This is a genomic window from Streptomyces sp. NPDC001315, from assembly GCF_042896175.1.
Taxonomy (GTDB): Bacteria; Actinomycetota; Actinomycetes; order Streptomycetales; family Streptomycetaceae; genus Streptomyces.
This window is the reverse complement of the sequence record NZ_JBIAWZ010000005.1, coordinates 404,663-431,582: the sequence shown is the minus strand read 5'-3', so window position 1 is coordinate 431,582 and position 26,920 is coordinate 404,663. Positions and strand designations below refer to the sequence as shown.

At 70.8% G+C, this 26,920-nt stretch carries 25 protein-coding genes and 1 pseudogene; 2 read left to right on the top strand and 24 right to left on the bottom strand.

The window, feature by feature from the left end; translation table 11 throughout:
* Positions 1-45 precede the first annotated feature (45 nt).
* Positions 46-690, bottom strand: coding sequence for a TetR/AcrR family transcriptional regulator (locus tag ACFY16_RS18045; RefSeq protein WP_390648077.1), 645 nt, complete (start codon positions 688-690; stop codon positions 46-48).
* Positions 687-1,322, bottom strand: a complete 636-nt coding sequence (locus tag ACFY16_RS18040) for a TetR/AcrR family transcriptional regulator (protein ID WP_390648076.1) — start codon at positions 1,320-1,322, stop codon at positions 687-689. The genes ACFY16_RS18045 and ACFY16_RS18040 overlap by 4 nt, the downstream gene beginning before the upstream one ends.
* Before the next feature lie 206 nt (positions 1,323-1,528).
* On the opposite strand from ACFY16_RS18040, the gene ACFY16_RS18035 reads away from it, so the two are divergent.
* Positions 1,529-2,782 (top strand): flavin reductase, encoded by a 1,254-nt coding sequence (locus tag ACFY16_RS18035; RefSeq protein WP_390648075.1) that lies wholly within the window; start codon positions 1,529-1,531, stop codon positions 2,780-2,782.
* A 36-nt stretch (positions 2,783-2,818) separates the two neighbouring features.
* Here ACFY16_RS18035 and ACFY16_RS18030 read toward each other — a convergent pair.
* The 17 genes and pseudogenes from ACFY16_RS18030 to ACFY16_RS17950 form a co-directional block, all read right to left on the bottom strand.
* Positions 2,819-3,121, bottom strand: a pseudogene (locus ACFY16_RS18030) (zinc ribbon domain-containing protein); the annotation flags it as partial.
* A gap of 9 nt (positions 3,122-3,130) precedes the next feature.
* Positions 3,131-4,468: an FAD-binding protein gene (locus ACFY16_RS18025; protein ID WP_390648074.1), complete on the bottom strand. Its 1,338-nt coding sequence runs from the start codon at positions 4,466-4,468 to the stop codon at positions 3,131-3,133.
* 2 nt (positions 4,469-4,470) lie between these two features.
* On the bottom strand, positions 4,471-5,283 hold the full coding sequence (locus ACFY16_RS18020) for an aspartate/glutamate racemase family protein (RefSeq protein WP_390648073.1): 813 nt from the start codon (positions 5,281-5,283) through the stop codon (positions 4,471-4,473).
* Position 5,284: 1 nt separating this feature from the next.
* A complete protein-coding gene (locus tag ACFY16_RS18015) occupies positions 5,285-6,739 on the bottom strand; it encodes an FAD-dependent oxidoreductase (RefSeq protein WP_390648072.1) in 1,455 nt (484 codons plus the stop codon).
* Positions 6,736-7,326 (bottom strand): cysteine hydrolase family protein, encoded by a 591-nt coding sequence (locus tag ACFY16_RS18010; protein ID WP_390648071.1) that lies wholly within the window; start codon positions 7,324-7,326, stop codon positions 6,736-6,738. The genes ACFY16_RS18015 and ACFY16_RS18010 overlap by 4 nt, the downstream gene beginning before the upstream one ends.
* A gap of 55 nt (positions 7,327-7,381) precedes the next feature.
* Complete coding sequence (locus tag ACFY16_RS18005) at positions 7,382-8,149, bottom strand: SDR family NAD(P)-dependent oxidoreductase (protein WP_390648070.1); 768 nt, start codon at positions 8,147-8,149, stop codon at positions 7,382-7,384.
* Positions 8,146-9,576, bottom strand: coding sequence for an FAD-dependent oxidoreductase (locus ACFY16_RS18000; RefSeq protein ID WP_390648069.1), 1,431 nt, complete (start codon positions 9,574-9,576; stop codon positions 8,146-8,148). The genes ACFY16_RS18005 and ACFY16_RS18000 overlap by 4 nt, the downstream gene beginning before the upstream one ends.
* Positions 9,573-10,529 (bottom strand): oxaloacetate decarboxylase, encoded by a 957-nt coding sequence (locus tag ACFY16_RS17995; RefSeq protein ID WP_390648068.1) that lies wholly within the window; start codon positions 10,527-10,529, stop codon positions 9,573-9,575. The genes ACFY16_RS18000 and ACFY16_RS17995 overlap by 4 nt, the downstream gene beginning before the upstream one ends.
* A gap of 7 nt (positions 10,530-10,536) precedes the next feature.
* A complete protein-coding gene (locus ACFY16_RS17990; RefSeq protein WP_390648067.1) occupies positions 10,537-11,472 on the bottom strand; it encodes a VOC family protein in 936 nt (311 codons plus the stop codon).
* A gap of 34 nt (positions 11,473-11,506) precedes the next feature.
* Positions 11,507-12,679 (bottom strand): acyl-CoA dehydrogenase family protein, encoded by a 1,173-nt coding sequence (locus ACFY16_RS17985; RefSeq protein WP_390648066.1) that lies wholly within the window; start codon positions 12,677-12,679, stop codon positions 11,507-11,509.
* A gap of 56 nt (positions 12,680-12,735) precedes the next feature.
* Complete coding sequence (locus tag ACFY16_RS17980; RefSeq protein WP_390648065.1) at positions 12,736-13,587, bottom strand: alpha/beta fold hydrolase; 852 nt, start codon at positions 13,585-13,587, stop codon at positions 12,736-12,738.
* Positions 13,588-13,695: 108 nt separating this feature from the next.
* Complete coding sequence (locus tag ACFY16_RS17975; RefSeq protein ID WP_390648064.1) at positions 13,696-14,868, bottom strand: hydroxylase; 1,173 nt, start codon at positions 14,866-14,868, stop codon at positions 13,696-13,698.
* Positions 14,869-14,899: 31 nt separating this feature from the next.
* Positions 14,900-15,964 (bottom strand): ABC transporter permease, encoded by a 1,065-nt coding sequence (locus tag ACFY16_RS17970; protein WP_390648063.1) that lies wholly within the window; start codon positions 15,962-15,964, stop codon positions 14,900-14,902.
* A gap of 2 nt (positions 15,965-15,966) precedes the next feature.
* On the bottom strand, positions 15,967-17,556 hold the full coding sequence (locus ACFY16_RS17965; protein WP_390648062.1) for a sugar ABC transporter ATP-binding protein: 1,590 nt from the start codon (positions 17,554-17,556) through the stop codon (positions 15,967-15,969).
* Positions 17,557-17,559: 3 nt separating this feature from the next.
* The gene (locus tag ACFY16_RS17960) at positions 17,560-18,741 is read right to left on the bottom strand and encodes a sugar ABC transporter substrate-binding protein (RefSeq protein WP_390648061.1); all 1,182 of its coding nucleotides are present in this window, start codon (positions 18,739-18,741) and stop codon (positions 17,560-17,562) included.
* Positions 18,742-18,797: 56 nt separating this feature from the next.
* Positions 18,798-19,640 carry a fumarylacetoacetate hydrolase family protein gene (locus tag ACFY16_RS17955; RefSeq protein ID WP_390648060.1) on the bottom strand — a complete coding sequence of 281 codons (843 nt, stop codon included), beginning with the start codon at positions 19,638-19,640 and terminating at the stop codon, positions 18,798-18,800.
* Entirely contained in the window at positions 19,637-20,548 is a 912-nt protein-coding gene (locus ACFY16_RS17950; RefSeq protein WP_390648059.1) for a VOC family protein, read from the bottom strand. The genes ACFY16_RS17955 and ACFY16_RS17950 overlap by 4 nt, the downstream gene beginning before the upstream one ends.
* A 214-nt stretch (positions 20,549-20,762) precedes the next feature.
* Between ACFY16_RS17950 and ACFY16_RS17945 the strand changes: the two genes are divergently transcribed.
* The gene (locus ACFY16_RS17945; protein ID WP_390648058.1) at positions 20,763-21,608 is read left to right on the top strand and encodes an alpha/beta fold hydrolase; all 846 of its coding nucleotides are present in this window, start codon (positions 20,763-20,765) and stop codon (positions 21,606-21,608) included.
* 497 nt (positions 21,609-22,105) lie between these two features.
* On the opposite strand, the gene ACFY16_RS17940 is transcribed toward ACFY16_RS17945, so the two are convergent.
* From ACFY16_RS17940 to ACFY16_RS17920, 5 genes are all read right to left on the bottom strand, one after another.
* Complete coding sequence (locus ACFY16_RS17940) at positions 22,106-23,347, bottom strand: cytochrome P450 (protein WP_390648057.1); 1,242 nt, start codon at positions 23,345-23,347, stop codon at positions 22,106-22,108.
* The gene (locus ACFY16_RS17935; protein ID WP_390648056.1) at positions 23,344-24,327 is read right to left on the bottom strand and encodes an amidohydrolase family protein; all 984 of its coding nucleotides are present in this window, start codon (positions 24,325-24,327) and stop codon (positions 23,344-23,346) included. The genes ACFY16_RS17940 and ACFY16_RS17935 overlap by 4 nt, the downstream gene beginning before the upstream one ends.
* Positions 24,324-25,211 (bottom strand): NAD(P)-dependent oxidoreductase, encoded by an 888-nt coding sequence (locus ACFY16_RS17930; protein ID WP_390648055.1) that lies wholly within the window; start codon positions 25,209-25,211, stop codon positions 24,324-24,326. The genes ACFY16_RS17935 and ACFY16_RS17930 overlap by 4 nt, the downstream gene beginning before the upstream one ends.
* Positions 25,208-25,546: an antibiotic biosynthesis monooxygenase family protein gene (locus tag ACFY16_RS17925; protein ID WP_355504325.1), complete on the bottom strand. Its 339-nt coding sequence runs from the start codon at positions 25,544-25,546 to the stop codon at positions 25,208-25,210. The genes ACFY16_RS17930 and ACFY16_RS17925 overlap by 4 nt, the downstream gene beginning before the upstream one ends.
* Positions 25,547-25,825: 279 nt before the next feature.
* Positions 25,826-26,740: an RNA repair domain-containing protein gene (locus ACFY16_RS17920; RefSeq protein ID WP_390648054.1), complete on the bottom strand. Its 915-nt coding sequence runs from the start codon at positions 26,738-26,740 to the stop codon at positions 25,826-25,828.
* Between the last annotated feature and the right edge of the window lie 180 nt (positions 26,741-26,920).

Genomic DNA, 26,920 nt, shown 5'->3' with positions numbered 1-26,920 from the left:
GTATGAGGCGATCTCGGAGACCTACGGGGCCGGCTGTCCGTGGGGTCAGCTTGTGCCCGCGCCCTCCGTCGGGAGGCAGGAGAGTACGCCGGACAGGAGGTCGACGTACTCCTCGGAATCCCAGTCGGGGTAGATCTGCGAGCCGACGGCCGCGCCGTCGGCGAAGGCGATGACGAGGGTGGCGACGTCAACGGCCCGGTCCGCCGGGACGCTCGGTTCGACCCGGCGCGCCCAGGCGGAGATCATCCGCTTGACCTGGAGCCGACAGTCGAGGAACGCGCGGCGGGTCTTGGCGTATGTGTCGCCCTTCTCGAGGAGGACCTGCATCCCGACGCGCATGAAGTCGGGGACCATGCCGAGGGTCTGGTGTGAGGCGCCCAAGACATGGCGGACGCCCTCCCCGAGGGTCGTTTCGTCCTCGGTCTCCCACCGGGGCACGGTCACGAGCCACTCGGCGAAGCTGTGCCGGATCACCTCGGCGAAGAGTTCGTCCTTGTCCTCGAAATGCCAGTAGATCGAGCTGACCGGTAGGCCCGAGCGCCGGCACACGGCCGCGATCGTCGCGCCGGCCACCCCGTGGGTCTTCGCCAGTTCGGCGGCCGCCTTGAGGATGCGGTCGGCCGACCGGGCGGTCGGGGCCTCCTCCTCGGACGCCGACTCGAGTTCGGCCGCGGGCTGCCGCGCCGTCATGCCGCCGCCCCCGTCCGGACGAGGTGCTCGGCGAGGCCGAGGGCGACGAGGTTGACGACGCGCTTGACGTCGCGGCCGGCGGTCGAGCGCACGTGCATGAAGAGGCCGTCCATGACCATCATGTGGAACCGGGCGAGGCGCCGCGGCAGCTGCGGGTCGTCCGCCACCGCCTCGGGCCGCAGGAGCTGGACCCACCAGTTGGTGATCTCGGTCTCGGTGTCCTGCCGGACCTCGGCGTAGAGGCGGCGTGCGGCCGGCTCCTTGATCCGCTGCTGGAGGGTGAGCAGGAGTCCGAGGGACCAGAACTCCGGCGAGGTCGTGAGCGAGACGGCGGCCCGCTGGAACCGTGCCTCGACCTCCTCGGTGACCGAGCCGGTCTCGACGGGGCCGGCCCAGGTCGGGGCGAGCGCCCGCCACTCCTGGTAGGAGAAGTCGAGGGTCGCGGCGAGCAGGTCGTCCTTGTTCCCGAAGTGCCAGTAGATCGAGCTCGCGGGCAGTCCCGTCGCCTCGGTCACGGCGGCGACCGTCGTCCCGTCGTAGCCATTGCGCGCCGCGATCTCGAGCGTCGCCTCGAGGATCGCGCGCCGGGATTCGTCACCCTGGCGGTGACGGCGGTCGGTCTTGCGTGGCACTGCTCTCCCCCTGCTGCCGGGCCCGGGTCGGGAGCATCCGGGCTTCTTTCACTGTAGCAATAGTTCCGGAAGAACCTGCTCACTTGCCAGCCCGAACATCGGCCAATTCTCGTTGCTGTGCGCGCGAAACCTTGCGCAGCACGGTCGGAGACCCTAACTTTCGCTGTAGTGGGCACTACAGAGTCGTAGATCAGTGAGGTGACGCCGTGATCGATTCCCAGCAGGCGGGCGAGCCGGGAACAGCCGTCGACCCCGCGCACTACCGGGAGGTCATGGGCCACTATCCCACCGGCGTGGCCGTAGTGACCGGGACGACCGAGTCGGGGGAGCCGGTGGGCATGGTCGTCGGCACCTTCACGTCGGTTTCGCTCGACCCGCCGCTCGTCTCGTTCATGCCGACGACGACGTCGGGGACCTTCGCCCTCATGCGCGACTCAGGGACCTTCTGCGTCAACGTCCTCGCGCACGACCAGCTCGAGTTGTGCCGGACGATGGCCGTGCCGCGGCCTGGGAAGTTCGACGACGTCGACTGGTCCCCGTCGGCGTACGGCGTGCCCGCCCTCGACGGTGCCGTCGCGCACATCCACTGCGTCCTCGATCGGGTCGTCCCGGCAGGTGACCACCTCATCGTCCTGTGCCGCGTCCAAGACATGGCGGTGACCCGGCCCGCGACGCCGCTGCTCTTCTTCCAGGGCGGCTACGGCGGCTTCTCGCCGCGCGGTCTCGTGGCGCGCGGCGACGCCGAGCTCATCGAGGCGGTCCGGCTCGCCGACGTCGGGCGGACGACGGTGGAGCGACTCGCCCGCGAGCACCGGTGCGAGGCGGCCCTCCTCGTCGCGGTCAACGACCACGAACTCACCACCGCGGTGAGCGCGTTCGGCGGCAGTGCCCGGCCGCAGGAGCAGCTCGGGCGGCGGGTGCCGCTGATGCCCCCGCTCGGCGAGGCGTACATCGCGTGGGCGCCCGAGGCGACCATCGAGGCGTGGCTGCGGCGCGCGTCCTCGCAGGAGCCCGACGTCGTCGAGAAGTACCGCTGCCGCCTCAAGACGGTCCGGGAGCTCGGCTACGCGATGTCCCGGATCCAGCCCGAGGGCGGCCCGCAGTACGGCGACCTCACCGAGGCGATGCGGGAGTACGCCGCGGGCGAGCTGACGCCGGCCCGCGAGCGCGCCGTCCGGGCCGTGATCGCCGACGCCTCCCCGTTCTACGAGACGTGCGAGATCGTGGACGGCGATACCTACGACCTCGGCGCGATCATCGGTCCCGTCCTCGGCCCGGACGGCTCGGTCGCGCTGTGTCTCCGGCTCGGCCAGTTGCCCCGAGGGGCCGGTGCGCACCAGGTGCGCCGGTGGATCGCCGCCCTCGAGGAGGCCGCGGCCAGGATCTCGCGCAGCCTCGAGACGCGGGCGGGCGACCAGTACGCCGCATGGCAGGCGACCACCGGCGACTACCTCATTTGAATGCTCCCCTCCCTGAAGGGGAAGGGGATTCCTGGCTCAGGCTGCCGGGCGGAACTGCGTTCCGGCCGGTCTGATGCCCTCGGCGCCAGCAGGGCTCAAACCTGCCCTGACGAGCATCACGCGTGCGGAGTTCTTGTCCCGGGGTGAGACGTGTCCGCAGGCGGTGCAGGTGTAGGTGCGTTCACCCAGCGGCAGGGCGTGCTTGGCTCTTGCTCCGCACTGCGCGCAGTCCATCGTGGTGTACGCGGGATGGACCAGATGTACGATCCTGCCGTGCTTGCGGGCCATGTGGAACAGGGCCTGTTCGGTGGCACCGATGGCGGCGTCCGCGGCCTTGCGGAGTGAGCGTCAGGTGAGGCCGGCGGCGAGGTCGTTGCCGACGATCCAGCCCATGCCCATCGCGGCGAGCAGGCCGTTGCCCGAGCTGTAGCCGGAGGAGTCCGGGCCCGCGAGCCCGACGGCCGTCCCGCCGCCCGCGCGCAGACCGGCGACGGCCGAGCCGTCCTTCCGGAGCACCCGGCCGTGCGTGTCGATCGCGGTCCCGCCCTGGGTCGTGAGGACGCCGTGGGTCAGCCAGGCGTAATGGAACGGAGCGACGAGGCGACGGCGGCCGGCGATCGGCTCGAGGGCGCGATCGAGGAGGAGCGGGTCCATGCGTACGTCCTCGGCCAGGGTCGCGAGGTCCGGAGCGCTGCCGAGGGCCCCGGCCTTCGCCGAGTCGCGCATCATCTCCGAGTGCGAGGCGACGAGGTCGGCTTCGTCGTCCCAGACCATGAGGGCACGTTCGTTCGGCTGGGCGGCGACGTGCGGCGCGAGCCCCGAGTAGCCGTACGCCTGCTCGTCGATGAACCGCTCGCCACGGGTGTTCACGAGGACTGCGCCCAGCCAGGGCAGGTTCGGGTTGATCCGGGTGCCGTGGATCGTGACCTGGCCATGGCGCAGGCAGGCGCCCATGTTGCGGAACTCGGCGCCGAGGTCGCGCAGCCATGCGACGGCGTCTCCGGTCGCGGTGCTCACGCCCCCGTGGAACGGGTCGCCCAGTTCGGCGCAGAACTCGCGCATCAGCGCCCGGTTGCCGGCGAAACCGTCCGTGGCGAGGACCGTCGTCCGCGCGGAGACGGTCAGATCGGCACCGCCCTGGCGGGCCGTCACCCCGATGACCCGGGTGTCCGGCCCCGAGCCCTCGACCCGCAGCCCGGTCACAGGTGCCTCGTCGAGGAGGGCGACGTTGGGGCGGCCGGCGAGGATCCCGCGGAGGTGGCTGACGAGCGGGCTGCCACCGCGGCGCAGCGGATCGGTGTGGAGGCGGGGCACGGAGATCCCGTGCCTGGTCATATCGACCCCGACCTCGAGCGGATAGCCGAGGTCGTCGGCGATCCAGTGGACGTAGTGGGGCGCGACTGCGGTCAGTGCCTCGACGAGAGGGCGGTGTCGCTCGTCGCCGTTCTCGGCCAGGATGTCCGCGGCGTGCCGGGCGGGTGAGTCCTCGATCCCGGCGGCGGCCTGGAAGCGGGTCCCCCCGGCGGCGAGGCTGCCACTCGACACCTGCGCGTTGCAGCCCTCGCGTGTGCTCTTCTCGAGGACGGCGACGACGAGGTCGGGGTTTTGCGACGCGCGGAGCCCGGCGAGCAGGCCGCAGGCCCCCGCCCCGGCGCAGACGACGTCGACTTCGAAGTCCCCGGACATGCTCAGCTCCCCTCGGACGGGACGCGGTTCGTCCCGTAGAAGTTCCGCGCCCGGTTCACGAGTTCGCGCGGCGGCTGCTCGTGGTGGAAGCCGACGCGGGAGGCGACGAGCCCGGCGCCGCGGTACTGCCGCGCCCGCATCTGAGCGACCTGGAGGCAGGTCCCGAGGGAGTCGAGGACGGGCACGTCGTCGACACGGCTCACACGGTGGTCGGCGAGGAAGACGTTGAGCGGCCCCTCCCCGGGGACGATGACGGTCGCGCCGGCCGCGATCGCCTCGCGGGCCGCCTCGGTGAACGCCGAGAGCAGACCGTCCGGGGACGCGTACGCGGCCATGACGTCGGTGAACTCCGCGGCGACCTGGCGGATCGGCCCGACGATCCGGTCCAGGCCGTAGACCCGCATGTTCCGGCGGAGTTGCGGCTCCAGGGCGCCGATGAAGTTGACGATCCCGACCGTGTCGCCGAGGGTCGCGGCGAGGAGGACCGAGGTCTGCCCGAGCGTCACGACGGGGATGTCGACGAGGCTGCGGCACTCCTCGTACGCCGTGTCCGGGATCGTCGCGATGAGGAACGCGTCGTAGCCCTCGTCCTGCGCGCGGAGGGCCGCGTGGACGAACTGCTCCTTGTGCAGCCCGGACAGGTAGGCGTACCGGATGTGCGTCCCCGGATAGTCGCTCGGGTAGGTCCCCGGCGTCATTCCGTGCAGGACGACCTCCGTCCCCGGCGCGGCGACCGACCCGAGGTGCCGCGCCAGCGCGTCCCGGTAGTGCGGGACGTCGTCGAGAACCGTGAAGGACTGGTGCCAGATCCGCATGTCAGACCGCCCTCGTGGCGGCGTGCGCGCCCGCGATCTTTCCGAGCGTCGCACCGCGCAGGACCGAGGTCGAGCCGGTGTAGTTCGAGTAGTACAGGCCCGTCATCTCGCCGGCGGCGTAGAGGCCCGGGATGATGCGGCCGTCCTTGTTCACCACGCGCGAGGACGCGTCGACCTTGAGCCCGCCGAAGGTGAAGACGTTCGCGGCCATGACGGGGTAGGCGATGAAGGGTCCCTGAGCGATGGGCCGGGCCCAGTTCGACTTGGGCGGTGTGACGCCGGTCGTCGCGAGTCCGTCGGGCCGGGTCGGGTCCCACTCGCCTTCGGGGCAGGACGCGTTGTATGCCCCGATCGTCTCGGCGAGGACGTCCGGGTCGACGTCGATCGCCTTCGCGAGTGCCGCGATCGAGTCGCCCCGGACCGGCTTCTCCTCGGTGCGGATCGCGGTCTTGAGGTTCGGGATCGCCTGGCCGGCGGCGTCGAGGATCATCCACGCCATGCCCCTCGGCTGGGCGTGGATGTCACGGGTCGTCCGCTCGTACCACGCGTCGACCGGGCCTCGGGCCTCGTCGACGAACCGGCGTCCCTGGACGTTGACGAGGACGCCGTAGGTGAAGGCCATGATCGCGGCCTCCGGGTCGCCGGAGCGCGGGTCGACCGGCTCGGCGTGGAAGAGGCTGAAGTTGCCGGCGGTCGCGGCGCCGGCGGCGATCGCCATCTCGATGCCCTCACCTTTGTTGTAGTTGCCGCCGCGGGCGACGGGCCGGCAGGTCATGCCCTTGTCGCCGTGGTAGCGGGCCATCATCTCGGCGTTGCCCTCATAGCCGCCGCAGGCGAGGACGACCTGGCCCGAGAAGACGGCCCTGGCCCCGGTGGCGTCGGTCGCGACGAGGCCGGTCACCTCACCGGAGTCGGTGACGACCAGGTTGCGGGCGGTCGTCTCGTAGAACCGGTCGACGCCGAGCTCGACGGCCTTGCGGCCGAGGGTCTCGACGAGCGCGAGCCCGCCGCCGACCGGTGCGAGGCGGGTCGTCGACACGGTCAGGAAGAGCGTCGGCAACTCGCCGAAGGAGATGCCGTGACCCTCGAGCCAGCGCAGCGTCGGTCCCGCGTTGTCGGCGAACGCGGCGACGTAGTCGAGGTCGACGACGGGGTGGGCGCGCAGGAGCGGGTTGCGGCGCTCGAAGTCCAGTCCGGAGTCGGCGGTGATGCCCGGGTCCGGGTGGCCCATGAAGTCGTCGACGATCGCCTCGGCGAGGTCGTCGGCGACCTCGTCGAGCGACTTCATCCGCAGATACGCCTCGGTGTAGCGGGTGTTGCCGCCGCTCTCCTTCTCGGTCGCGCGGTCGAGGAGCGCGACGCGTGCCCCGGACTCCCGGGCGCTGATCGCGGCGCTGAGGCCGGCGATGCCGCTGCCGGCGACAACGACGTCGTACGTCTTTTCCACCATGCTCATGCCCAGCTCCCGATGATGTCGTCGGCCGAGGAGACCGTGCCGAAGAGGGGAAGGGTCGCGGTGACGGCGTGCTCGTGCAGGGCGGGCGCCGGGGCCGCGCACATGTCTTCGACGACCGTGACCTGCAGGCCGGAGTCGGAGGCGTGCCGGGCGGCGGACTCGACGACGAGATGCGTCGCGATCCCGCCGAGGACGATGTGCCCGATGCCCTCGGCCGCGAGCACCTCGCGCAGCGGCGTCCCGATGAACGGGTTGACGCAGCCCTTGTCGACGACGGGCTCACCGTCGGCCGGCGCGAGCTCGGCGACGATCTGCGCCGCCGGCGAGTCGCGGAGCATCGTGCGGTTCGTGGGGTAGCCGTCGAAGCGTGCGAGGCGGTTCGTGCGCAGCCGGTACGTCGGGTCGAAGGCGAGCCGGATGTGGAAGACGGGTATCTGTGCGGACCGGGCGGCGTCGAGGACGCGGCGGGCCGTCTTGAGGACGCCGCGCTCGCGGACGGCTGCGGCGAGCGGGGGAGCGAGACAGAGGTCCCCTTCCTCGGCGAGGGCGACCTGGTAGTCGAGCAGGAGCAGTGCGGTGCGGGTCATCGAGCGATCCTCGAGTCGGGTACGGATGGACGGTCGGTGGCTGGGGGAGCGGCGGTCACCATGCGGACCAGCCGCCGTCGGCGTAGAGGACCTGGCCGGTCACGTAGGCAGAGGCGTCGGAGGCGAGGAAGACGACCGGCCCGGCGAGGTCGGTGGCGGGATCGCCGAGCCGGCCGAGCATGGTCCGTTGCTCGAACCACGTGAGCCGGTCCGGGGTCTGCGCCAGCGGCGCGGTCATCGCGGTCGGGTAGAAGACGGCCGGGGCGAACGCGTTGACGTTCACGCCGGAGTGTCCGAGCTCGGCGGCGAGGGAGCGCGTCACGTTGACGACGCCTGCCTTGCTCGCGTAGTAGGCGCTCTCGGGGACGGGGCCGACGCGCTCGGCGTAGACGGTCGTGAGGTTGACGATCCGGCCGCCGCCGGCCGCCGCGAGCCGGGGGCCGAACTCGCGGCCGACGAGCCAGGTGCCGGTCAGGTTGACCCGGACCACGCGCTCGAACTCCTCCAGGGTGGTCTGCTCGACCTCCTTGCGGAGCATGACGCCGGCGGCGTTGACGACGACGTCGATCCTGCCGTGCGCGGCGACGACGGCGTCCGCGAGCGCGCGGACGGACGCCTCGGAGGTGACGTCGACGGCGTGACACGAGGCGCCGCCGCAGGCCTGGGCGGTCTCGGCGAGTCCGCCCTGCTGCGCCTCGAGGTCGGCGAGGGCGACGCTCGCCCCGTGGTCGAAGAGCCCACGGGCGGCCGCGGCACCGAGACCCCCGGCCGCGGCCCCGATGACGAGCGTGACCTTGCCCGTCAGGTCGAACAGGGTGCTCACCACTCCAGCTCGCTTTCCTCGGCCGCCGCAGCCGTGCCCGCGACCCGGCCGAAGATCGCGGACTTCCCGATGGAGGTGCCGGTCATGTATCCGGCCCCGTGGAAGCCGCCGACGAGCTCGCCGGCGGCGTAGAGGCGAGGGATCGGCTCGCCGAAGACGTCGAGGACCCGCATCGTCGGGTCGACCGTGACGCCGCAGTACGTCGCGAGGACGACCGTCCCCGACAACTGGGCGTAGAAGGGCGGCGTCCCGATCGGGCGGCGCTCACCGACACCGCCCACGAGGTGGACCCGGCCGAACGGGTCCGGCTCGGCACGCGCGATCCGGTCGTTGTACTCCGCGACCGTCGCCTCGAGGACGCCGGGCTCGGTCCCCAGCTTGGCCGCCAGCTCCTCGATCGTGTCGGCCGTTTCGAGCATCCCGGCCCGCAGTCGGTCGCCGAAGTCGTAGATCGGGACCTCGTCGTTCGTCTGGGCCATCGTCGTCGCGTCGAAGACCTGCCAGGTCCGGGCCGTCGGCTGGGCGAGGCTCGCGTCGCCGAGCGCCTTGTAGGGGATCGACTCGTCGACGAAGCGGTGCCCGGCGCGGTTGACGGCGATCGCGCCCTTGTAGACGGCGAGGATCCCCGTGCCGTCCTCGCCCGGGTGCGGCTCGTGGTAGATCCCGTACGTCCCCTTGACGTAGGGCAGGTCACGCATGCCCGCGCCGAGCTGCCAGGCCATGAGCAGGCCGTCGCCGCGGTTCTCGCCGCCTCCCGCGAGGAGAGCCTCCTTCATGAGCGGCGCGAAGCGGGTCAGCATGTCCCGGTCGCGGGAGAAGCCGCCGGTCGCCAGGACGACGGCGTCGGCCCGGACCTCGTGGCGCTCGCCGCAGCGCTCGATCTCGACGCCGACGACCCGGCCGTCCTCCCTGAGGAGCCGTCGCGCGCCGGCGCCGGTCACCAGGCGTGCACCGAGCCGGCCGGCGGCCGCGAAGATCGCCCGGAGCATCGCGGTCGTGTCGCTCGGGTGCGACCTCGGCACGCTCTGCCCGGAGGCAGCGTGGATGGTGCCGTAGCGGATGCCGAGCCCCTTGAGCCAGCGGTAGGTGTCGAGTTGGCGCCGGCAGTAGAGGTCGACGAGGGCGGGGTCGTTGACGTGGCCGCCCGTGGCGAGGATGTCCTCCCGCAGGAGGCCGACCGAGTCGGTGATGCCCTGCTCGGCCTGCTCGTCGGTTCCCGCGAACGCCGAGAGCCCGGCCGACCGCACGGTCGACCCGCCGAGGGTGTCCGCCTTCTCGAGGAGGACGGCGTACGCCCCCGCCTGTGCGGCCGCGAGAAGGGCGGCCGCACCCGCGAGGCCTCCGCCGAGGACGAGGACGCCGACCCGGTCGGGCAGCTCCGTCTCGACCGGCAGGCCCTCGGCCGGGAGACCGGGTTCGGGGCTCATGGCCGGACCCCGACCGCGTCGAAGTGGGCCTCGGCGGCGCTGAACTCCGGGAGGTGGAACAGGTCCTGGCGTTCCTGCCAGGTCGCGATGCGGTCGGCGTACGTCGCGGTCTCCCCTGTCTCGCGGAGGTGGGCGAGTGCGTCGGTGCCGGCGCGGATCACCGCGCGCAGGAGGAAGTTCGCGTAGAGGACGACGCGGAAGCCGAGGCCGGCGTACTCGTCGAGGGTGAGCTGGGGCGTCTTGGCGCCCTCGACGACGTTCACGACGAGGGGGAGGCCGGCGAGTTCGCGACCGACCCGCTCGAGCTCCTCGACGGTTCGCGGCGCCTCGACGAAGAGGACATCGGCGCCGGCGTCGGCGTAGCGGGATGCGCGCCGGATCGCCTCGTCGATGCCGAAGGCGCTGCGCGCGTCGGTCCGCGCGACGATGACGGTCGCCGGGTCCTCGAGTGCCTGCCGGGCGGCGACGAGCTTGGCCGCCATGTGTTCGGCGGGGACGAGGGTGTGGCGGTCGAAGTGCCCGCACCGCTTGGGCATTTCCTGGTCCTCGAGCTGGATCGCGGCCGCGCCGGCCCGCTCGAGCATCCGTACCGCGCGCATCGTCGTGACCGGCCCGCCGAAGCCCGTGTCGCCGTCGACGACGACGGGCAGTGCGGTGGCGGACGCGACCCGGTCGACGTGGGCGACGACCTCCCCGAGGGAGATGAGGCCGATGTCCGGCACGCCGAACTGGGCGTTCGCGAGGCCGGCCCCCGTCGCGTACGCGGCCTCGAATCCGGCCGACTCGACGAGCCGGGCTCCGAGCGCGTCGGTGACCCCGGGCAGCACGAGCGGACCGGCCGTGGGGTCGGTGAGGAGGGACCTGAGCCGGGCGCGCCGCCCTGCCGGGGTCGGCGTGGGGCCGACTCCGGTCAGCGCGCCTGCGTCCGGGAAGGGCGCAGTGGTGTGGGTCATGTCTGGATCAGCCCTCGTCGCCGGCAGGCCGGGCGGGCGGCTCGGGGAGCGGGTGCATGATGCCCGGCGGGCGGCCCTGGCTGTCCGGGTGCTGCTCGTGGCCCCAGACCGCCGTGCGGTCGTAGACCTTCGGCACCCACGTCTCCTCGTCGACCTCGAGGCCGCCGAAGCCGTACTCGACGTGGAACGAGCTCGGCGTCGAGTGGTAGAAGCTGAACTGCTGGTCGTTCGTGTGCCGGCCGAGCGTCAGCGTGATCGGGACTCCCGTCTTCCGGGCGATCTCGTAGCCGGTGCCGACGTCGTCGAGTGAGCCGACCTGGATCATGAGGTGGTTGAGGCCGGCGACGCCCGGGGGGCACTGCCCGAGGGCGAGTGTGTGGTGGCGTGCGTTGCAGTGGTAGAAGCGGGCGTTGAGCCGGCCGGGGACGATGATCTTGTCCGAGAGGCGGAAGCCGAGCCGGGTGAAGAAGCGGTGGCCCTCTTCGATGTCCGGCATGAGCAGCAGGACGTGTCCGAGGCCCTGCTGGCCGGTCACGAAACCGGAGATCGCGCGGCCGGGGCGGAACGTCGACGGCTGGGCCGTGCGGCCCCATGTGACCTCGTGGCGGAAGCCCCAGGGGTCGGTGAAGAAGAGGATCCGGTTGACCTCACGGGCTGCGGCGAGCTCTGCGTCACCGTGCTCAGCGGTGATGCCGGCGTCGGCGAGGGCCTTCTCGATCGCGTCCAGGTCCTCCTCCCAGTCGACGCCCCAGCCGATGTAGCGGGTCTCGTCCTGGTCGGCCGGGTGGATCTGGATGCGCCAGGGCTCGTCGTCGAATTTGATGCGGACGGCCCCGTCGGGTCCGGGGTCGGCGACCATGGCACCCCACATGTCGGTGGCCATCTGTGGCCACTTGTCCTTGTTCGGGGAGCCGACGCCGAGGTAGGCGAGAGAGGTGATCATTTTGTGGTCTCCTGGCGGTTTCGTGGTGGCCGGGTCAGGCGAACGGCGGGGGTGGCGGGAGCTCCCCGCCGAGGTCGTCGGCGGCCCAGGCGACGCTCACGACCTCGGTGAGGTTGCAGATGTGGCTCAGGCCCGACTGCAGGTCGCGCCAGTACCGCTCGTTCGGCAGGCGCAGGTGGATGCCCTGGGCGCCGGAGAGCTTGTAGAGGCGGTCGACGGCGTCGGTCGCGCGGCGGACGGCACGGACCCCGTTGCGGCGGGCGGTGAGCCGCTGGGTCCAGCTCATCTCGCCGCCCTTCTCGACGAAGTCGAAGAGCTCACGCATGTCGCTCAGCAGGTGGGCCCTGGACGCGGCGACGTCGGCGGCGGCCTCGGCGTAGGCGTTCAGCTGGATCGGGTCCTTGCTCGCGACGCGGCCGTCGGCGGAGACACGCTGGACCATGTAGTCCCGGTAGACGTCGAGGGCGCCCTGGGCGATGCCGATCGTCGCGCTGTTGATCGCGGCGGAGAAGACCACGGGGAACTTCAGCTTGTAGAGCGTCTTGCCGGGCCGACGGTCCTCGTAGGCCCCGTCGTGCATCGCCATCCCCTCGACGACGCGGTAGTCGGGGACGAAGACGTCGTGCATCTCGACGTCCTTGGAGCCGGTGCCCTTCAGGCCCAGCGTGTTCCACGTGTCCTCGAGGATCGCGTAGTCCTTGCGTGGGATGACGAAGTGGCGGATGTCCGGCGGCGTACCGGGGTCGCCGGCCTCGTCGACGACCATGCCGCCGAGGATGACCCAAGCGGAGTGGTCGGTACCGGTCGAGTAGGGCCAGCGGCCGGAGAAGAGGAAGCCGCCGTCGACCGGTGTGGCCCTGCCGAAGGGCGCGTAGGGCGACGCGGTCCATGTGTCCGGGTCCTCGCCCCAGATCTCCTCCTGGAGGCGGTGGTCCATCATCGCGATCTCCCACGGGTGGACTCCCACCACGCCGCTGACCCAGCCCGCGGCGGGCGAGGCCGCGGCGACAGCCATCAGGGCCTCCATGAACTCGACGGGGTGTGCCTCCTCACCGCCGAACTCGATCGGCTGGTACATCCGGATGATGCCGGTGTCGCGGAGGGTCGCGGCCAGCTTGTCGGTCAGCCTGCCGAGGTCGTCGCTCGGGACGGACTCCTCCTTGAGGACCGGTATCGCGGCACCGACCTTGTTCTTGACATCGCTCATGTACGTATGACCTTCCTGGGGCGCGCTGCGGGTCGCCGTCGCGCGGGGTGGCACTGTCAGTTGTGGGTGACGAACCCGGTCACGAGCCGGTTGAACTCGTCGGCGTGCTCGACCTGCGCCCAGTGGCCGCACTGATTGAGCAGGACCAGCCGCGAGTTCCGGATCCGCGCGAGCAGGGTCAGGGAGTTCTCGAAGTGGACGACTCGGTCGTCACGGCCGTGGATGAGCAGGGTCGGGATGTCCATCGACTCGAGGGCGTCGAGGGAGAACCACTGGGCGATCGCGCCGCCGCGGGCGAAGCCGTCGAGGTAGTTCGAGAGGTGCTCGGGGTGCTTGGCGGCGCCGGCGGCGCGCTCGGCCGCGAGTTCGTCGGTCGCGAAGCGCGCGTTGTCGAAGGTCATGACCTCCGTCAGCCGCTTCATCGACTCCGCGGACGGGTCGCGGTAGGCGGCGACGAGGACCTTCATGCCCTCGGACAGCCCGCCGCCCGGCGTGAGGAGCTTGGGCTGGGGGCCGGAGCCGGGCCCCATCGTGATGACGTGGCTGACCCGCTCGGGGTACTCGGTCGCGAGGCGCAGCGTCGTGATGCCGCCCATGGAGTTGCCGACGAACGCGGCCTTCTCGATCCCGAGCGCGTCGAGGAGCTGGACGGCGGCCTTCGCGTGGTCGCGCTCCTCCTTGGCCACCGGGTCGGATTCGCCCCAGCCGGGCATGTCGGGCGCGATCACGCGGAAGTGCGCGGACAGCGGCTCGAGGTTCGTCTTGAAGTTGCTCCAGCCCGTCGCGCCCGGTCCGGAGCCGTGGAGGAGGACGACGGCGGGGGCCTCCTGAGAGCCCGCCTCGTTGTAATGAATATTCCAGTCCTCGGTCTTCACGGACCGGCTGGTGTCGTCGTACGTCAGCGTCATTGCTCAAGTACTCCTGGTATCTGCTGTTATGACGGCTCTTCTGGTCGGAGAGCGCCGCGCCGCCGAGGGGGACCGGGTCGGCGTTCGCCTCTGGCTGATCAGTGGCGCTCAGTACTGCGCGGTGGCCGGGATCTCGCCGCCGAGGTGGTCCAGACCCCAGGCGAGATAGCAGGGTTCGCGGCTGTTGCACACGTGCGTCGCCGCGACCTGGAGGTCCCGCCAGTAGCGCTCGAGCGGCGACGTCTGCTGGATCGATGAGGAACCCATGAGCCGGTAGAGCTCGTTGACCGAGCTGATCGCGCGGTCGGTCGCCCGGACCTGATCGCGTCGGAAGCGGAGCCGGTCCTTGACCGTGATGTCGCCGCCGGAGCCGACCGTGTCGTAGAACCCGGCGATGATCGCGCGGACGTGTGCGATTCCGGCCTCGACGTCGGCGTGCGCCTTCGCGAGCGCGTCGAGGACGAAGGGGTCCGTCTTCGAGACGCTGCCCTGGGAGGAGACCCGGCCCACGATGTGCTGCTCGGCGGCCGCGACGGCCCCACGGGCGATACCGAAGGTGCCCGCGCTGATCGCGAAGGGGAACATGACTCCGAACCGCATGGCGTACAGCGGCGCGCCCGGCCGCCACCGGTCGCTGTACGTGTTGTTCCGGACCTCGATGCCGTCGAGGACGCGGTGGTCGGGGACGAACGCGTCGGTCATCCGGACTGTTTTGGATCCGGTGCCGGACAGGCCCATGACGTTCCACGAGTCGGGGACGATCTCGTAGTCCGACCGCGGCAGGATGAAGTGGCGCATCGTCGGCGGCGTCGTCGGCCTGCCGGACTCGTCGGCGAGCAGGCCACCGAGGATGACCCACTCGCAGTGATCCGTGCCGGTGCTGAAGGGCCAGCTCCCGCTGAACCGGTAGCCGCCCTCGACCGGCACCGCCCGCCCGAAGGGGGCGTACGGCGAGGCGACCCAGATGTCGGGGTCCTGCCCGTAGACCTCCTTCTGGAGCCGCGGGGACGCGATCGAGATCTCCCACGGATGGATGCCGACGACGCCGGCGATCCAGCCGGCCGACGGGTGCTGCTCGCCAACGGTGAGGACCCAGTCGAGGAAGTCGTTCGGGTGGGCCTCGAAGCCGCCCAGGTCCTTGGCCTGCAGGAGGCGGATCCCGCCCGACTCCCGGAGGATCTCCGCGGTGCGGTCGGTGACCCGTCCGAGCTCGTCGCTGGGTTCGGCCTCGGCGCGCAGCGCGTCCGCGTGCTCGAGGATGTACGCCGTTGCCGGGTGCATGGTCGGTGTTCCTTTCGGCGTGGGGGGAGGACTATTCGGTGGTCCGGTCCCGGACGATCTTGGCGAGGGTGACCGCGACGACGAGACCGGCGCCGTAGAAGACGTTCTGGATCCAGCCGGAGAAGCCGAGGAGCTGGAGGCCGAAGATGCCCGTCGTGAGGAAGTAGATGGCGATCATCGTGCCGATCGGGTTGAACATGCCCGGCTGGACGACGGCCGTGCCGAGGAAGACCGCGGCGATCGCCGGCAGCAGGTAGGTCGCCGAGGACGAGGAGTCGAAGCCGCCGACGGTCGCGACGAGCATGACCCCCGCGAGGCCGGCGAGGAGCGCGCCGGCGAGGTACGCACCGATCCGGATCCGGCGTACGGGGATGCCCGCGAGGCGGGCGACCTCGGGGCTCGCGCCCACGAAGATCATGCCGCGGCCGAGCGGCGTCCAGCCGAGGATGTAGGCGAGGAGGACCGCCAGGAGGATGCCGTAGTAGAACGAGACCGGCATGCCCAGGACCTCGTGGAGCGCGAAGCCGCTCAGCGACGGGCTCGCGACCGAGACGATCGTCGATCCGGAGATGGCCTGTGCTACTCCCATCAGCAGCGTGCCCATGCCGAGGGTGACGACGAAGCTGGGCACCCCGGCGATCACGACGAAGAACGCGTTGATCGCGCCGGCGACGAGGCAGACCAGCAGGGCGAAGAGGCACGCGCCCCAGACGTTCCAGCCATGACTTGTCACGAGGACCGGGACGAGGGTCGCGGCGAGGCCCATGACCGAGGCGATCGAGAGGTCGAACTCCCCGACGACGAGGGTGATCATCGCCGACAGCGCGAGGAAGACGAGGACCTGCTGGGAGCCGAAGATCGAGGAGATCGTCGCCGTGGAGCCGAACCGGTGCGGCATGAGGATGTAGTAGACGAGCGCCATGAGCGCCCACACGAGGACGAGGGCGTACCTGCTCGCCATCGTCCCGAGCCAGGGCATCCGGCCGCGGTCCGTCGTCGCGGTGCCGGCGGTCGTCGCGGCCGACTGGTCGACGATCGGTTCCTGGCCGGCCCTGGCTGCGAGGACGGAGTCGGAACGTCCCGTGAAATCCGACATGGTCACCTCCCCTCGGTCCCGATGGACCGGTCGTCTCGTACGTCGGTGGTGGGTTCGGTCGGTGCCGGCCCCGTGGGCGCGGGCTCGTCGTAGACGGCCTCGAGCACGTCGTCCGGCTCATGGGTGCGCAGGGTCTGCACCCGCCCGTCCCGGCCGACGACGAGGATCCGGTCACAGGCGTCGACGAGGTCGTTCGGCGCGATGCTCACGAGAAGGACGCCGAGGCCCCGGGCCGCTGCCTCGCGGATCGACCGGAGGATGTCGGCCCGGGCGCCGACATCGACGGCCTGGGTCGGTTCGTGGAGGACGACGACGTCCGGTGCGACCGAGAGCCACTTCGCGAGGAGGACCTTCTGCTGGTTGCCCCCGGAGAGCTCGCGGATCAGGGTCCGCGAGGATCGGGTACGGATGCCGAGCCGGGTGATCGCCTCGGCCGCCGTGGAGTCCTGCCAGCGGCGTCCGACGAACCAGGGACTGCCGCGGTGCCTGACGTTGGGGATGGCGATGTTGTCACGGATGCTCAGTTCGAGGGCGACCCCCTCGACGATGCGCTTCTCGGGGACGAGCGCGAGGCCGGCCTTGAGGCAGTCGCTCACGTCGGCCCGGCTCAGGTCGACCGTCCGCCGACCGGTCGTGAGGGTGCCGGCCCGCGCCCGTTCGACACCGGCGATCAGGCGAGGGATCGACTCGAATCCGGTGCCGGGAAGCCCGGTCAGGCCGACGACCTCCCCACGCCGGATTTCCAGCGCGAGGTCTTTGAGGTCCCGGGCGGTGAGCCCGGAGACCGTCGCGACGACCGGGGCGTCGGTGAAGTCGCGTTCCTCGCGGGCGACGGCGTCGACGGATCGACCGAGCATGTGCCGGGCGAGGTCGTGTTCGGAGAGGTCCTTCGTCGCGAGTGCCCCCGCCGCGACCTTGCCGTCCCTCAGTACCGTGACCCGGTCGGCGAAACGGAGCACCTCCTCCAGGTTGTGGCTGACCATCAGGATCGACGTTCCCTCGGCGACGACCCGCTGGAGCAGGCCGTGAAACCGGTCGAGCTCCTCGCGGGGCAGGGCCCGGGTCGCCTCGTCCAGAATGACCAGGCCACGCCCCGGCTCGAGGTCGCGCAGCGCCCGTGCGATCGCGACCTCCGCCCGGCGCGTCGGGGAGAGGGACGCGACCGGCGCGGTGGGGGCGATCGGCACCCGGAGGCGGTCGAGGACCCTGCGCGCGATGTCGTTCTGGGCGCGCCAGTTGATCTTCCCCGTCGTCTTCGAGTGCGCATAGCCGCCGACGCCGATGTTCTCCGCGACGGTGAGGTGGTCGAGGAGTCCGAGGTCCTGGTGGACGACGGACACCCCGGCCGCCGTCGCCTCGCTCCACCGCACGGGCAGGCTCAGCCCGGTCCCGTCGACACTGATCGAGCCGCCCGGATCCGGTGCGTGATAGCCGGTCAGGATCTTGACGAGGGTGGACTTGCCGCACCCGTTCTGGCCCACGAGGGCGTGGATCTCGCCGGGCGCGACGGCGAGGGCGGCGTCCTGGAGAGCGCGGGAGCCGCCGTACGTCTTCGACAGCCCGCGCGCCTCGAGCCGGAGTTCGGTCCCCATCGGTTACTTCAGTCCCCAGGCGGTGAGGAACTTGTCGCGGTAGCCGCTGCCGCCGAACCAGTCGTCGGTGAGGTACTTCTGCGGCGTCAGGGTCAGCGGGCCGACGTTGTCCTTGGTGAAGTCGCGGGTCACGAGCTGGTCGCCCTTGGACACCTCGTCACCGGCGAGGAGCTGCATCATCGCGTGGGCGAAACGCCATCCCTCGTAGAGGACCGGGGTGCCGAGGTCGGAGGTCTGCCGGCCGTCCTTGACCCGCTGGAGCCCGGCGAGGTCGGAGCTCGAGGAGAAGACCTTGATCTTCCCCGCCTTGCCCGCGCTCTGGATGCCCTGGAGGGCTGAAGGGACCATCGTGTCGACCGGGACGACGATCGCGTTCGTGTCCGGGTTCGAGAGGAGCGCGGCGCTGATCGCCAGGCCGAGCTTGTCGAGGTTCACCGTCGTGAACTCGACGCTCTCGATCTGGCAGCCCGGGCAGAGCTCCTTGAACTTGGCGATACCCTTCGCGCTCGCGGTCCGGGTCGTCGTCGAGTCCATGAGCTTGGCCCAGACGACCTTCGCCCCGTCGCCGAGCTGGGCGACGGCGCTCTCCGCCATCGCCTCGTGGAGGGCGAAGACGCGCGGAGTGTTGTCGTAGAAGGCGAGGGTCGGGTCGTTCGTCCTCCCTCCCGACGGGGCGACGCCGCCGGCGATGACCTTGACGCCCTTGCGTGCGAGCTGATCGAAGGCGGGTCCGGCCATCTGGTAGTCGATGAACGAGGTGATGACGCCGTCGACCTTCTCGTCGCCCGCGGTCTTGAGGCAGGAGGCGACCGAGGTCGGGTTGAACTTGCCGTCGCAGGTGTCCACCTTCGCGCCTGCGGCGGAGAGCGCCTGTTCGACACCGACTCCGATGCCGTGGATGACCGGCACCTGGTCACCGAGGGCGACGTAGGTGAATCTCTTGCCCTTGAGGTCGACCTTCTTGCTCAGCTTCGGGACGTCCGGCCACTGCGGGGTGCCGGCCCAGGCGGCGACGTTCTTCTTCGCCTCGTCGGTACCGGCGCTGCCGGCCGAGGCGGAGGTGCCGCCGGACGTGTTCGTTTCGGTCGAGCCCTTCTCGCCCGCGCCGCAGGCGGCGAGGAGGAGGGCGGTGACGGTGGCCGTGGTGAGGGCGGTGAACCGCCGGGTGGAGAGGGGGTGGGGCATGGGTTCGGCTCCTTTGCCGATGCGGGCCTGGTCCGACGAACTCAGGCGGCGCGGGTTCAGCGGAAGACGTGCCGCATCCGCCCGATGCCGTCGATCCAGGTCTCGAGGACCTCGCCCGAAGCGAGGTAGCGGGGCGGGTTCATTCCCATCCCGACGCCGTCCGGCGTCCCCGTGAACACGAGGTCGCCCGGCTGGAGGGTGAGGACCTTCGACAGCTCGGAGAGCGAGCGCGGGATCGAGAAGAGGAGCTTGGTGGTCGTGCCCTGCTGGACGACCTCGCCGTCGATCGAGCAGCCGAGCCGCAGGTCGTTCGGGTCGTCGAGCTCGTCGAGGGTGACGACCCACGGCCCGATCGGCGAGAAACCGGGGTAGGACTTCGAGAGACCGAACTGCGGTGCGGGCCCGGAGAACTGACGGCTCCGCTCGGAGATGTCCTGCCCGACGGTCAGGCCCGCGAGGTGGTCGAACACGTCCTCGGGCGCGACGTCGTGCATGGCGGCTCCGACGACCGCGACGGCCTCGACCTCCCAGTCGGTCGTACCGCCCTCGGGCAGGGCGATCTCGCCGTGAGCCCCGGTGATCGACGAGGGGAACTTCGCAAAGACCGGCGGCAGTTCGGTCGGCGCCTCGAAGCCGGCCTCGGCCGCGTGCTCGGCGTAGTTCAGGCCGATCGCGACGATCGTCCCCGGCTTCGGCACCGGTGCGTCGAGCTCCTCCGGGCGTACGGTCTCGGCCGCGGCCCCGGCGTAGGCGGCGAGCCACTCCTGGATCTCGGCGACGCGGGCGTACATGGCCATCGGGTCGGCCGGGAACCGGCCGTCGCTCGCGGACTCCAGGTCCCAGCCGGTTGACTCGTCCCGGAGGACGAAGGCGCGTCCTCCGCGGCTGGCGAGCCTCATCGGGTCGCCTCCTCGAGCTTGTTCAGGATGCCGGGCGGGTTGTCCCGCCCCCAGTCGGTCAGTTCGTGGCCCCACAGGGAGGGGCGGTCGTTGGTCGAGGCGACCCATGTGCGGTCGTCGACGACGAGACCTCCGCAGCCGTACTCGATCTGGAACGAGGACGGCGTCGTCATGTAGAAGCTCGTCATGAGGTCGTTCGTGTGGCGGCCGAGCGCCCGTACGATCGGATGACCCTTCTTCCGGGCGAGGTCGTGTCCGGTGCCGACGTCGTCGAGATCGCGCACCTCGAGCATGAGGTGGTTGAAACCGACCGTTCCTGGCACCTCGGCGATCCCGAGGGAGTGGTGCCGCCCGTTGCAGTGGTAGAAGCGGACCTTCATGAACTCCTCGTTCACCCGGTCCGAGAGGGTGAAGCCGAGCAGGTCGCCGTAGAACGCGTCGGCCTCGGCCAGGCTCGGCGCGATGAGGACGATGTGGCCGAGGCCGAAGTCGTCGCTCACGAAGCCGCTGATCCGCCGGCCCGGCCAGAACGTGCCGGGGTGGCGCTGCTGGCCCCAGACGAACTCATGACGGTTCCCCCACGGGTCGGTCACCCACCACATGCCGGCGACGGCGCGGTCGGCGCACTCCTCCGGGGTGCCCTCGGTGACCCTCACACCTACGCCCCTGAGGCGCTCGACGTATGCCGCGAGCTCGGACTCGTTGACGAAGCCCCAGCCGGCGGCCTCGAAGGCGTCCTCTGCCCCGGGCGAGATCCCGATCCGGTGGGCCGCGTCGTCGACGCGAAGGCGGACCGAGCCGTCGGTTCCGCGGGGGGCGAGCTGGCAGCCGAGGACCTCGGTGGCGTAAGCGACCCAGTCCTCGTGGCGTGGAGAGGCGACTCGGAGGTACGCGAGTTCCCTGATCATCGATCTCCCTTGATCTTGGACCACGACGGACGTGACATCGACGTCCCTGTAGTGGTTGCACCAGAGGATGCAGGACCCATAACGCGAACGCAAGGGGCTGAGAATTAGGAATTCTGGTGGGTGAATGAGCCTTGTGGCCCTGCTGGAGCAGCCATAAATTGTAGTGCTCGATTCAGATCGGTTCGCAGCCCTTGCCAGCATGAAGGAGTCGCCCATGACCACCGTGACCAGCAGCGACGTCTCCGTCGGAGGCGTCACCTACCGGCTCCACCGGACGGGGACCGGGGCCAAGGAGGCCCTCCTCTTCCTCCATGGCTCGGGACCGGGGGCGACGGGAACGTCCAACTGGAAGGCCGTCATCGAGGAGCTCGGCGAGCGCCACTACTGCCTCGCGCCGGACATGATCGGCTTCGGCGACTCGACTCATCTCGAGGACCCGCCGACCGGCATGGGGCCGCTCAACCTCGTCCAGGCCGAAACCCTGTGGGAGCTGCTCGACGAGCTCGGCGTGGAGAAGGCGCACCTCGTCGGGAACTCGATGGGTGGGATGATCGCGCTCCGCATGGCCCTGAGCCGGCCGGAGCGCGTCCGCACGATGCTCCTCATGGGATCCGGTGGCGCTCCGAACCTGCCGATCACGCCCGGTCTTGAGCACCTGCGCACCTTCTACGCCGACCCGACGGCCGGGCAGCTCCAGAAACTCCTGGCGTCCTTCGTCTTCGACATGAGCACGCTCTCCGGGGTCGTCGACCGCGTCGTCGCCGAGCGCATGCCCTACATCGAGCGGGCCGATGTGAAGCGCTCGCACGCCGCGATGTTCGCGCCCGGCACGCAGCCGCCGGCCTTCACGGTCGAGGAGCTCACCTCACTGCCGCACAAGACCCTGTGCGTCCACGGCCGCGACGACATCATCGTCCCCGTCGAGTCGAGCACCTATCTCGCGAAGACGCTGCCGAACGCGACGCTCCACATCATCCCCAAGTCCGGTCACTGGACCCAGATCGAGGCGCACGACGTGTTCGTCCACCTCCTCGAGGACCTGCTGCACGACCGGATCTGAGGCCCGTGGCTCGCAGGGGCACGGGCCTCGGCCGGCCCGGGGCGGGCGTCGCCGCGACCGTCAGGCATCGGCGCCCCAGCGGCTGAGATGCAGTGATCACCGGTGCGGCGGCGCAGGGGCCCGGGGCCGGCGCGAGAGAGCGGATACCGGGTGTCACCGGGTGCGCCTGCGGCGGCCGGCGACGTCGATGGTCGCCGCAGGCGAGCCCAACCGGTACCGCCGACTCCGACTCGACGATCTGTAGCCGGACAGGTGTCGCGAAGGGGCAGCCGGCACGGGTAGCGCCCCGGGCGGACGGGCACCACGCCGACGACGGCACTCCGACCGCCGTGCTCCTGCCGGCCGGAACACGGTGGTCAAGTGCCGCTCGAGACAAGGGGGTTCACTTGCTCGGGTGATTGGTTCATATGTGGGGGACGCCTGGTCTTGGGTCTGGAAGTCTGCTCAGACCGGCGCGCGGAGGGCCGACCACCGGGAATCCTTCCCCCGTGCGTCGGTCACCCGGCAGGATCGAGCACGACCGGAAGCTCCGCGAGGCCGCGGAAGGCCGGGAAGGGAACCTCCAGCCACCGCGCCTCGGCGCGGGGGTCGGCCAGAGTCATCCTCGGGAACCGGTCGAGCAGGGCGGTGAGCGCCAGCTGCGTCTCCAGCCGGGCCAGCGGGGCTCCCAGGCAGTAGTGGCTGCCGTGCCCGAACCCCAGATGCGCGTCCTGCGCATTGCCCGGACGCAGCACATTCAACTCGTCCGGGGCGTCGAACTTCAGCGGATCGCGGTTGGCCGAACTGATCGCGACCTGGACCAGGGCGCCCTTGGGAATCCGGGTCCCGCTGTACTCCACGTCCTCGGTCGCGTAACGGAACGTCGCGCTCTCCACGGAGCCGTCGTAGCGCACCAGTTCCTCGACCGCGGCACGCATCAGCTCCCCGTTCTCCCGCACGGCGCGCAGCTGTTCGGGATGGGAGAGGAGGTGATGCACGGCGTTGCCGAGCAGGTACGCGGTCGTCTTGTGACCCGCGAACATCAGCAGGAACGCCGTGGAGACCAGCTCGTTCTCGGTCAGCCCGCCGTCGTCGTCCCGGACCGCGGTGAGCGCGCTCAGGAGATCGTCACCCGGACGCCTCCGCTTGGCGGCGATGAGATCCGAGAAGTACGCGTGCAGATCCTCCTCCGCCTTCTGCTGGGCCCGCTTGGCCTCCTCGTTGAAGCCGCTCTGAGCCACCGTGGCGGACAGGTTCTGCATCCGCGACCGCTCCTGGGGCGGTACACCGAGCAGATCGCAGATCACGATGATCGGCAGCGGGAACGCGAAGACTGGCAACAGGTCGAAGGGCTCCCGCGTCGGGCACTCGTCGAGCAGGCCCCGGACGATGTCCTGGATCTTCGGCCGCAGAGCTTCCACCCGCCGTGGGGTGAACGCGGAGTTGACCAGCTTGCGCAGCCGCGTGTGCTTGGGCGCGTCGGAGTTGAGCATGTTGTCGTCCAGCGCGACGGACGAGTCACCGAAGATCCTCCGGTAGGCGTCCATGGCCCCGTACATGTCCTTGCTCAACCGCGGATCCGCCAGGGCGGCCCGCGCGTCCTCGTATCGGGTGATGAGGTACGTCTCGTTGCCGTGCGGCGGTCTCATGGGGCAGACCGGGGCCGCGTCGCGGAGATGGGCGTAGACCGTGTGAGGGTCCCGCCGGAACTCCGGGGTGCAGCGTTCGGCCGCGGTGACGGCCTCTTGCGTGGTGGTCATGGACGACTCCTGAGGTCGAAGAGGGCCTCGGCGTTGCCACCGAGGACGAGCTGCTGCGACGCCCTGTCGACCGGCAACTTCTCGATCATGCGGATCTGCTCCTCCAGCGGCACGGCCAACGGTGGTGAGTCGGTGCCGAACAGCATCCGCTCGGGCCCCAGCACCTCCGCGTTCAGGCTCAGATGCGCCGAACTGAGCGGGCTCGTGTCGACGTACATGCGCTGCAGCGCCGCGGCCGGGTCGACCGCCGGTCCCCGGGCCGCCGACGGAGCCGAGGCCGCCTCGGGCCGGCCGGGGGGCGGCGCGCCCCCGGCCCAGTGCCGGGGGCGCGCCGCCGTCTGCAGGCGCTCCGGCAGCAGCGCCATCGCGCCGCCGCCGGTCGCGCCGATCAGCCGTAGATCCGGGTACTTGTCCAGCCATCCCGCGAAGGCGATCATGGCCATGCCCATGGTGACGTCGCCGAACCGGCCGATCTGCTCGACGAAGCCGATCTCGTCGACCCGTTCCGTGCCGACGGGTTCGGCCGGGGCGTGTACCAGGACCGGCACCCCCGCCTCCGCGGCCAGCGCGAAGAAGGAGTCGGCCCGCGGGGAGCCGAGCAGCTCCCCGTGGACGCTGGACGTGGTGATCAGGCCGACGAAGGCCGGGTCCTCCAGGGTCTCCCGCACCCCTTCGAGGTGATCGTCGTCGCCGAACGGGTTGGCGTACACATAGCCGCGCAATCGGTCGGGGAACCTGGCGATCAGCCCCGACATCCAGGCGTGGAAACTGCGCAGCCGGTCTCGTGGTTGCGCGTAGTTGTCCACGCCCGGTACCCGCGCCATCGCTCCGGCGCCGACGGGGCTGCCGATGATGGTGAGGTCGATGCCGGCCTCGGCGCGAGCGGCGAGCATGCCGTCGACGTCGGTCAGGCTCGGGGGCATGGGGAAGCGTTTGGCCGCTTCCGGCGGGGAGAGATGCCCGTGGATGTCGATGATCACGTGTCGCTACCCGGTTTCGGTGTGAGTGCGCGGGTGACCGCGGCACAGTCCTGGTCGCCCAGTCCCTGCTCGGTGGCACGGACGTGGGTCTCTGCCGCGGCGGTCGCCAGCGGCAGACTCAGGCCGACTGCCGCCGCCTGCTTGGTAGCGAGCATGAGGTCTTTCGCCATCAGCCGCAGCCGGAAGTCCGGCTCTTCGAAGCGGCCGGAACCCAGGCGTCTCGACTTGAACGCCATGACCGGAGAGGCGAAACCGCTGCCCGCGATGGTCTTGAGGACCGACTGCCGGTCGAGGCCACAGGCGGCCGCCAGTTCGGTGACCTCGGCCAGGGCCTGCACCTCGATGCCCATCAGGAGGTTGAGGCACAGTTTCATCCGCATGCCGGAACCGAGTGCGCCCAGATGGACGACCTCCTTGCCCAGCGCCTCCAGCAGCGGGCGGCAGGCGTTGAAGGCCTGTTCCTCGCCGCCGACGAAGAGCCGCAGCTCGCCGTCACGGGCGTGATCGCGGTTGCCGAGCATGCCGACGTCCACGACCGAGGGGATGTCCCCGGCGATCTGGAGGACCTCTTCGGGGGAGACGGTGCTGGCGCAGATGAGGACGCCGGGGTAGGGACCCTTGGACAGGACGCCGTCGGGTCCGCGCAGCACGGAGCCGAGGGCTTCGCCGTCGGCGACGACGCAGATGGCGGCGCTCGTCCCCTCGACGGCGTCGGCGGGGTGGGGGGCGACGAAGGCGCCTGCCTCGGCAAGCGGTTCGGCCCGCTCCGGGGTACGGTTCCAGACCCGGACCTGCATTCCCCGGTCGAGGAGGCGGGCGGCCAGGCCGGTGCCCATCGTGCCGAGCCCGAGTACGGCGACGGGGCCGTTGGTGGTGCGCGTCATGACGTCACTCCCTTGGTCTCCTTGACGACTCGGAACCGCAGCGACTGCGTCGAGTCGACCCACTGGCGCAGCGGGGCCACCAGTGCGCGGTGCTCCGCGCTCTGCTGCCAGGCGAAGAAGTGCTCGGCCGTCTGCCACTCGCTGCTGATGACCCACTGCCGGGAGTCGTCCACGGGTGCTCCCAGCCTCTCGACGATGTGGCCGGGGGTCCGGGCGACGGACTTGCGGAGCTGGTCGTACAGATCCAGGAATCCCTGCTCGCCGCCCTCGATCACTCGGACGGTGAAGACGACGCTCAGCTTGTCGGCCGGTTGGCCGTTGTTCCTCGTGCCCATGTCTCCTCCTGAGGGTGAGATCCAGCGGGACACGACTCCTACGGCCTCATGTCCCCCGTGCGGACGCAACTCCGAATGGGGCACGGGCCAATGGGGACAAGGCGATAACGGTTCGTGATTGCTCTGTTCGGGTGAGTGACGAGGCGGGGCGTTGTCAGTCGCCGGGAAGCGTCCGCCGGTGGGGTTGCAGGGGCGGGCTCCTGAGAGGAGCGCGCCGGCGAGGGGCTCGCCGGACCGCTGGTGCCCCGGGCGGCGTTTCGCCTCATCTGGCTGTGTGCCTCACCTGTCGGTGATCACGGAGAGCCAGGCCGTGTCCTCCGTGCCCGGCGCTTCGGGGCCGGGTGCGGGCAGCCGGCGGACCTCGCCCGTGCGCAGGGCGACCGTGGCCCGTGGCCGCATCGGCCCGTTGCCCCTGCGTGAGAGCAGGACGAGTTCCCAGACGGTCGCCGTCATGGCGGCGAGCCGGGTGGCGCAGTCGGCGGTGACTTGCCGCGGATCCCGGGTCCGGCCCAGGGACAGATGCGGGGTGAAGTTCTTGGCGGCCCCACGACAGCGTGGGAACCGTTGCTGCAGTACGCGGTGCAGGTCCGCCCATGGCGCTTTGCCGACCGCCGTCGGGTCGAGCCACACGGTGAAGTACGCCCTGTGCCGGAAGGTCCGCACCCCCTCCAGCCGGGCGGTGAAGATCGGCGTTTCGGCCGTTGCCGCCGCGAGCAGCGGGGCAGCCCGCTCGAAGTCGGACTCCGGTACGAAGCCGAAGAGCACGTTGACGTGCGGCGGCCAGCGGTGGATCTGCGGATCGTAGTCCCGGCGGATGTCCTGGATCGGCGGCCACAGCTCCGCGGGCGGGATCCAGGCCACTGCCGTGCGGGCTGTCGGCGATACGTCGAGGACGCCGGCGGGTTCGCCCCTGCGGGAGCTCGTGTCGAAGCTCAGGTCCGTTCGCGGTTCCCGTACCCGGCCGGCGCCCGACGCGTCGATGCGGTCCACACCCGTGGCCCGGTCCCAGACCACCTCGCCGTCCGCCTCGATGAACACCACCCGGTGCCACGGGATGTCGCCCCCGGGCACGAAGGAAGGCAGCGGGATACGCTTGAGGGCATCCCCGCGCTGGCTGATCCCCAGCACGAACCGCGCAGGGTCGAACCGCGGGTCCCAGCGGACCCGGTGATAGATCTCGTCGCTGGTCCGCATCACGCCTCCGCTCCCGCCTTCACACCCTCTCTTCCTCCAGGGTGCCGCCCACCTTGTCCTCCACGGTCGGAGGATCAGACATCCGTCTGACTCCGCGGCCCTCTCTCCGGCTCCGCGAGCAGTGTCCGACACGGCCGTGTTCCGCGATCGGCGTTGTCGGCGGTGCTCCTGAAGCTGCCC